We start from the raw sequence: 8,182 nt of genomic DNA, 5'->3' as shown, positions 1-8,182 counted from the left end.
CACACCCATTGAGGTATTCATGGAGAATATCACAGACGCACAGTTAGTTTCTTTCTAACTTAATTTGACATTTCAGGTGTCAAAAAACGTACAAATAAAAATGTAGTCACATTTTATTTCATCATGTGACTACACTAAAAGACAATTGTAGTCACATGGTGAAAATGTTGCTGTATTAGTATTATTAAGTGTGACTACATTTTTTAATGGCATTTTTGAATTGTAGTCACAAAATGTATTGTAATCTGTTATACTTTTACCAATAAGGGTAAGGGTTAAAAAATATGATAGAGAAATCAACAAAAGAGAAGTATATACGGGCTAGAGTTACTAAAGAGCAAAAGGAACAATTACAAAAGATTGCAAAAGACGCTAATGAAAGTGAATCAGAATACATACTTAATTCAATTCGTATGAGACAAGAAATGCCTCGAACTTTGTTGAATAAAATTTTGAAATTAAGTTTAAAAGAAAAAGCACAAGGTAATTTTGAAGAATTGACACTAGAGCCAGTTTTAGATTCTTTGGAAAACACGTTAGATCTAGTAAATGGTCTTGATAATAATGAAGAAAGCCTATTTTATGAAGAATTATTGGATTGGCTTATTCATTATGTAAAGATTTCTGGAAAGAAGAATACCAATGAAAGTAGTTACGAAATACCAGATGATTAGAGATCGATAAATAGTGTGATTTGCATTTGCTAGAATTATACATAATCAAATGTGATTACTTTTAAGGATAGAAAGTGTAAATTTATCATAACTAAAAAAGCAAGTAACCATGCATGCTGAACACGATTGTTTGCCTTTGATTTCAATTATTCTCTTTAAACTTTGTATTATATATGACTATTGATGTATTTCTTGATAGTTATTTTGAGTTTGGGTATAATAAATAAATGAAAAGAGAGCAACGAGATTGCGGCTCGTTGCTCTCAATCGTGAATGTTCTGGAAAACATTTTGGGTAGCTAGCCTTTACGGTTAGCTTTTTTTATTATCTGAAAAGCCTTGGCAAACTGTACAGCTGCTTTGGATAGTATCCAGATAGTCACAGCCACTTGGACCGTGTCTGACCCTCCAGTCTTTCCTAGCTCTTGGCATGACTGGTCACCTCCGTGGTTCTGGATTAGGTGAGGGGTAACGCGTCATCCAAAGATTCACTTGGACCGAAAAACAAAGGTTGCAAAGCTTTATTCTTAGTCCTAAAGGTTATTATACATAAGGTGGTTACAGTATTTAAAGACCTTATGTATAAGCTAAAGTAGGGTGGATTTAAATATATAATTATTTCAAAAAAACTATTGACCAACTTTAATTATTATTATATAATTAAAAGGTATTTACAATCGGATAAATATATAGTATTATAATAAGCGTCTGGTAGATCTCTTCAAGTAGAGTTCAGCCTGGCGCTTATATTGTTTTAATTTAAAAATAAAAAAGTTGAAAACTAACACTTTGGTGAGCGGATAGTTTTCAACCTACTTCAAACCGAACTTAATAAGCTCGATAGTAATAGCTAAATACCTTAAAGCTATTACTAATTTAAGTATATTATTTTTGCTCTTCTTTTGCAATTAATAAGACCTTCCTGGGCTTTTAGGTTCGTTTGAACAGAAAAGAAAGGAAGGCTTTTGTATTATGAAATACATTAGTTGTGATTGCGATAAAGTGCTATATCACAATGAAGAACAACAAGATCCTAATTTAGAAGTCTTTGATGGACTTAAAGATTCGATTCTTGATTACCTATTTGTTGCGGATGATAGTGAATGGGAATCACCTATTACAACGACGGAAGAAGTGGGTACCCGTGAACAGAAAAATATTATTTCTCATCAATATGTGCTGAAATACCCAGGCTATCCGACAATTGGTTATATTTTATATCGAAATGAGAATGATAGGCCATTTAGCTTCTGGGATTTATTAAGCGTAGTCAAACAATACCTTAATGATGTCTGTTATAAGCAAAAATATTCTGATATGGAAATTAAAGGTTATGTTAAAAAGCTTGCTGAGCCAACTAAGACTATTAAAAAGAATCTTTTTTCAACTCGCATCCCTCCGATTTTGGTTGCTGGGTATTTTGGTGGCGTAGATGTCTCGGCTTATGTTGATTGGTATAAATATTTGGACAATGTTAATAGGAAAAACGAGGCAAATGTAATCACACTATATCAACATGCTTTCTTTACTCGCCAGTTTGTCACCGAGATTGTAAGACCAGATCGACATCGTAAGGTACCTGTCACGTTGCAATACCGTGACATGATGACATTGGGACCACAGGGTGGATTAAAGAAACTTGGTGAAATGGTCAACCAGCCTAAGATTGATACGACAGTTTGGGATGAGGAAGACGGAAAACCATCTGGTTATTACAAGACGCATATGCGCGAACTATTGCAATCGCGCCCCAATGACTACAAAAAGTATGCCATGAATGACGCTGAAATTACTTTGAAGTATCTTGGCTTCGTGTTACGCATGGAGCAAGAAGCGTACGATGCTGGATTGTTAAAACAAATGTATATTCCTGCAACTCTGACTGGGTTGTCTGACCAGTTAACGGCACACTATTTAGAACAGCCCTACAGCCGAAAACAAGTAGATAATTTATCACGAAAGATTTTTGGCGATGAATTAGAACAATATTTACGGCCTAAATATTACAATCAACTCCCATCTAATGAAGAAGAGTGGGAAGAACTTGTATCAGAAATTAGTAATACCAAAAGGAAAAGTGTAAGGCAAAAACATCCAACGCTAATCAGAAAACTAGAATCATATCTATCGCGTGACTCAATTGTTACTGCACTAAATGAAAAAGGTCAGCCAATTGAGTTATTGAATACAGATGATTTATTGCAACGGATTAATTTTGAAAAGCTCTATGAGTTAAATCCAAAATTGAAAATTGAAGATTTACTCAATAAAGAAAAGAAGATTCGGCATTATAAGCCTGTGGCGAAAATTAGCAATGATGTAGCATTAAAATTCAACTCGCTTGCTTATCAGTTTGCGCGAAAAAAATCTAATGAATTATTGACATGTGAAGAGTTAGTGGATTATTTGTGGGGAAAATCTGTATATAAGAATTATTTCAATAAGAAAGGCAATAAGTATGAGTTGTTAGATGTTGACTCATCATATTGGATGGCCAAAAAAGTTAATTTCTTTGGCACACATAATGGATACTTTTTTACTGAAACAAGTAGTTATGCTCCAAAACACGAAAAAGGTATTCATGATATGACTACGTTGCAGGCGGATGATGCTTATAATCAAGCATTTTCCATGGCCTTGAAAGCATATACTGGTGGTCAGAACTTATGTTATAACCCGGGGATTATTGAGATGCCATATGTATATGATATCGATCTAAAATCAAGCTATGTTAATGCTGGACATTTAATTCCTGATTTAAGGCTGGATGTCCCACCATTAATGGAAGTAACGAACAGTAATAGTAGGCATTTCAATCGCTTACTAACCAAAATGCCAAATGGCGTATTTACTGTGGGAGTAGCAGATGTAGATTATAAACTTCCAAATAATATTAGACGATCGCCTGTGGGAGTAAAAGCTGCAATAAAGAATGCCACGCCGCGTTACGTTATGGAGCATAAGCGGGCAATCTTACCACTTATAACGCTAATTGATCTGGTTGAAAATTATAATGCTGAGATTTATATTCATCGATTAATTGTGCCAGAGCAGAAGAAACTCACCGGTGAATTTGTAAACATTTGTCCATCTGGTAAGGCTCAAGACTGGACGCTTCAACATCGTAATTTAGCAAAGAAAAAGTATGGCAATAAGTCAGCAGAACAAGAACTTTTTAAACTACTAGGAAACGGTGCCTATGGTAAGACAGCACAAGGGCTAAATGCAAAAACGTCAAAAGTTTTTGGAAGGGACAATAGTTACTATGTACCTTTATCCAAATCAACTAACCCACTCATCGCAATGCAATACACTGCTATCGCTCGTTATCAGGTTAACTTTTTAATGAACTTACTTGATCGTATTTACCCAAATAATCTTATTCCGTCGGTGACAACAGATGGATTTATTTGGGCAGGCAATCAGCCTCTTGATAAAGAGAAAATTGTTAAAGTAATTAAAAAAACTGCACCTAAGCAATGGGTAACAGTCAATGATAAGTATTTCGATGGGCAATTCTTTGAATTCAAGTCAAAATTAACTGGCGATAAGGAAGAGTATTCAAAGAACACTACCTTAGTTAATTTAAGGACGCGATTTAATTTTACATTGGACGGCAGGATTCAAGCTCTTGCAGGTGTACGAAATGTGTCGCCACACAGTATTTACCATGACTTAATCAACAACATCACTAATATTAAAGTAGATCAACACCGACTTTCAAGTCTCAACGATATGAAACATCGAGTGGATAATAAACATTTATTGTCGGAATGGGAACAGCCAACATATCAGGCATTATCTTTTGATTTTACAAGCAATCCAGTAGACTTTCACGATAACGGAAATGGAACTGGTTATTATAATACAGAACCCTTTAATACAGTTGAAGAAGCAGAAACATTTAAAGAAAATATGAAGGCTTACGCTCAACTATTCCCACTATTTGATTCAAAATACGCCTATGCTTTTCTGAAATTAGATAATTATTTAGTTCGCACCCGTAATGGTTATAAAATTGCTTGGGTTAAAGAAGATGTAATCTTAAAGGGTAATAACTATCTAGATTTAGTTCACAACTACCAGAGCAATTATCGATGGAAAGTATTGCTAAGATACTTAGCTAAGCATGAAGAAAAATATAATATGAAGGCTATCTATAATGATATGTTTTTAAGCCGTTACAGTTCTTTCTCTAGTTTTAAGCAAAGCCTTAAACGCTCTAAAGGTAAGTTCATCAACCCTTTAGTTGAGTTAAAGGAAAATTGGTATCAGAAACTTCGCAAATATGAAATTAGTTAAAGCTTTGCTGTTGTAAAAAATTTATGAAAACAGACCGGATTAAAATTAGGAACATAAAATATAGGAGGAAATAAAATTATGGATAATACTAATAATCTAGAACTCGAAAGTGAATTGTGTGGTTTTCACCTTTATGAAAAAGAGGGTTCAGCTAGGGCTCATATCTTGGATCCTGAAAATGTCGAAAAAGAATATTCCCTTTATTCTGGCAAAAGTGCATATGACGATATTTGGGATATTATTAATATCTTGGACCGCATCAATTTAACCAGTGCCAAGGATGATTGGGGGTACTATGACATGGCAGTAGTATGCTATATGGATGAATTAGGATTAAAAAAAGAAGATTTCAAATTGGATGAAAATGGTGAATTCGATCTTGATGCAGGTGAACCACTTTCTACGATTTCTGAAAAAGAAGCAGAATATTTTAAAGGGAAGCCACTTGAAGACCTTGTTGGGTATTGTTACAGCATCAAAGATTATATTGGATCACCTAGTTATAAGCTTTATGCGGTTGTAACTACATCCCTAGATGATATGGCACATGAAGTGGAAGTTGGGGATTTAGAGTTTGACGAAAGTGGAAATGTTGATTTATCGACAAAGAATGTCCTCCACTATATTGAAGACGATATTACAATTGAGGCGCGAATTGACGATTTGCTTGGTTCAAGCTCTCCCGATTTGGATGAGCTTGATGAAGCAGAATCACTTCTTCCGATTTATGAAAAGTATGAAGGCTGTAAACAATTTGTTGACAGCTACAAGGAAACGATAGCTGAGTTTAGGGAATCACTTAATGAAGACTAATAAGGGGTAAATTATAGTGATGAAAAAGGAAGTACCAATTTGGCATAAGGCCAATTTGACGATTAATGAAGCTGCTGCTTATTCAAACATTGGCTTGAGCAAGCTAAGAGAAATGACTGAGAGCGAAGACTGTAATTTCGTGTTGTGGGTTGGCAATAAGCGATTGATTAAACGTGTCCTCTTTGATAAGTATTTAAGCGAAATCTACTCAGTTTAATTAGCTCTTAAAATAAAGGCTAGCATGCTAAAATATTGGTATGCTAGCCTTTTATCTAACTAAAGGAGACTTTACCATGATAAAACGCCGTAAGGATAGCAAAAATAGGGTGCTAAAAACGGGAGAAAGTGAAAGGAAAACAGGTGGTTATCAATATCGGTGGGAAACAGGAGATGGAAAGCGCCATTATATTTATGCCCAAACTTTAAGAACGCTTAGAACTAAAGAAAAGAAAATAGTCCATGATATTGATGATGGAATTCGAACTAATAATCTAAACTTAACCTTAAATGACCTATACAACATTTGGATTAATGTGAAGAAAGGCTTGAAACCTAATACCTTTAACAATTATCGATACATGTACGAACATTTTGTCCAAAAAAGTATAGGATTATATAAAGTACGCTCGCTGCATAGAACCGATATTAGACGATTTTATAACAATTTAGTAGATGATAACGGCCTCCAAATTAATACGGTAGGTACAATACATTTAGTTGTTCATCAAGTTCTACAATTGGGCGTTGAAGATGATATACTGAGAAAAAATGTTAGTGATGGAGGTTTAAAAGAACTGAAGAAAGTTAGAGGATTGCACGGTACTAAACGCAAAGCTTTAACAATAGCTCAGCAGAAACTCTTTTTAGATTTCATCAAAAACGATCCAAAATATAAGCATTGGTATCCTACTTTTGCTGTTATGATAGGTAGCGGATTAAGAGTGGGTGAACTAACTGGCTTACGCTGGCAAGATGTCGACTTAAAGAATAATATGATTAATGTCACCCATACATTAGTATTCTATGATCGATCAAAAGCTAGTCACACAGGATTTGGTATTAATACGCCAAAAACTAAGGCTGGATATAGGTCTGTGCCTATGATAAAAACGGTTAGAGAGGCCTTAATCAATCAAAAACAATATCTAGAAAGTAATAATCTCAAGTCTGTTGATAATATTGATGGATTTCAAAACTTCATTTTTGTTAATCGATTTGGTCACGTACAACATCAGGGAACGCTAAATAAGGCACTTAAAAGAATTATTAGAGATGCAAACTTTGACGCTTTAAATAGAAGTCCTACTATTAATGAAGAAACTTTATTGCCTGATTTTAGTTGCCATACATTAAGACATACATTTACAACAAGGCTAATAGAATCAGGAATGAATGTTAAAGTTATCCAAGAAGCATTAGGACACTCTGATATTCAAACCACACTTAATATTTATGCGGACGTGACGAAAGAACTAAAAAAGCAACAGTTTGCTCACTTTGACGATTTTATTGCTGAAAATGATTGAATACACCTTTAATACACCAAAAATACACCATTTTTTTAAGACTTATGAAGAGTTGTGACGGGATATGAAAGACAAGAATGCTAGTAATAAAGTAGTGACAAGATATGAAGACTTATAAACGATAAAATTTCTTTTCCCAACCATGCGTCCGGAAAAGGAAAAGCAAAACGGTAAGAAGAAGTAAAATCATCAAGGCTTGACGATTGGCCTTGTAGGATAAAGTGAATACCACTTTAGCGTAAAAGATTCGCACCTAGTTTACTTAGGTACGAATCTTTTTTAGGTTATAAAAGGGTATTACATGAACTGCGGTACTAGTTCATAGTATTATTCCTTAACCGGTGGACAGTCTACCGGCTATTAGCAAAAATCAATATTAGTAATATGTTGGGGTAACGGAGAGACACATTCGTCAACATATCCGAAAGCACTAAGGTAACGAGGAGAGGGTTAGATAGAAAATGAAACCGGACATTCTGAAAGAAACATACTCCTTAGTCCTTCTTTTGAGATTAAATATGAACAAAAATAAATGTTTTATAATGGAAGTTCGTTGTTTAAAAATAGTTGAATTTATTTCTAATTATTTGTTGACAATTAGTTGATATCTCGGTATAGTTAATAACGTTGTTTGAGACGTTAACAATTGATTGCTTCAAATTGGAAATCAAATTTATTGTTGACAGTTTCTCGGCAACATGATATATTATAAAGGATGCTTGTTAACGAGCTGACTTAATTAATTAAAATTAGTTGTTGACTTTAATAAGCAGATTTGATAAAATATTAAGCGTTAGTTAACTGCTTAGTTAGCTAACTGGTAGACCTTTGAAAACTGAACAAAGTTTCGACGAATCAAATGTGTAGG

At 34.2% G+C, this 8,182-nt stretch carries 5 protein-coding genes; all 5 read left to right on the top strand.

What is annotated here, in order from left to right; all coding sequences use genetic code 11:
• Positions 1 to 284: 284 nt before the first annotated feature.
• The 5 genes from QOS01_RS09885 (at position 285) to QOS01_RS09865 (ending at position 7,314) form a co-directional block, all read left to right on the top strand.
• Positions 285 to 674 carry a hypothetical protein gene (locus QOS01_RS09885; RefSeq protein ID WP_085719410.1) on the top strand — a complete coding sequence of 130 codons (390 nt, stop codon included), beginning with the start codon at positions 285 to 287 and terminating at the stop codon, positions 672 to 674.
• Positions 675 to 1,645: 971 nt separating this feature from the next.
• The gene (locus QOS01_RS09880; RefSeq protein WP_283622203.1) at positions 1,646 to 4,975 is read left to right on the top strand and encodes a hypothetical protein; all 3,330 of its coding nucleotides are present in this window, start codon (positions 1,646 to 1,648) and stop codon (positions 4,973 to 4,975) included.
• A gap of 78 nt (positions 4,976 to 5,053) precedes the next feature.
• Complete coding sequence (locus QOS01_RS09875) at positions 5,054 to 5,788, top strand: hypothetical protein (RefSeq protein WP_085720296.1); 735 nt, start codon at positions 5,054 to 5,056, stop codon at positions 5,786 to 5,788.
• A gap of 19 nt (positions 5,789 to 5,807) precedes the next feature.
• A complete protein-coding gene (locus tag QOS01_RS09870) occupies positions 5,808 to 6,005 on the top strand; it encodes an excisionase (RefSeq protein ID WP_085720294.1) in 198 nt (65 codons plus the stop codon).
• A 76-nt stretch (positions 6,006 to 6,081) separates the two neighbouring features.
• The gene (locus tag QOS01_RS09865) at positions 6,082 to 7,314 is read left to right on the top strand and encodes a tyrosine-type recombinase/integrase (protein ID WP_085720292.1); all 1,233 of its coding nucleotides are present in this window, start codon (positions 6,082 to 6,084) and stop codon (positions 7,312 to 7,314) included.
• The last annotated feature ends 868 nt before the right edge of the window (positions 7,315 to 8,182 follow it).

The sequence above is a fragment of the Limosilactobacillus avium genome (genome assembly GCF_947381485.1).
GTDB classification, from domain to species: Bacteria; Bacillota; Bacilli; order Lactobacillales; family Lactobacillaceae; genus Limosilactobacillus; species Limosilactobacillus avium.
This window is presented reverse-complemented; position numbering and strand designations above follow the sequence as displayed.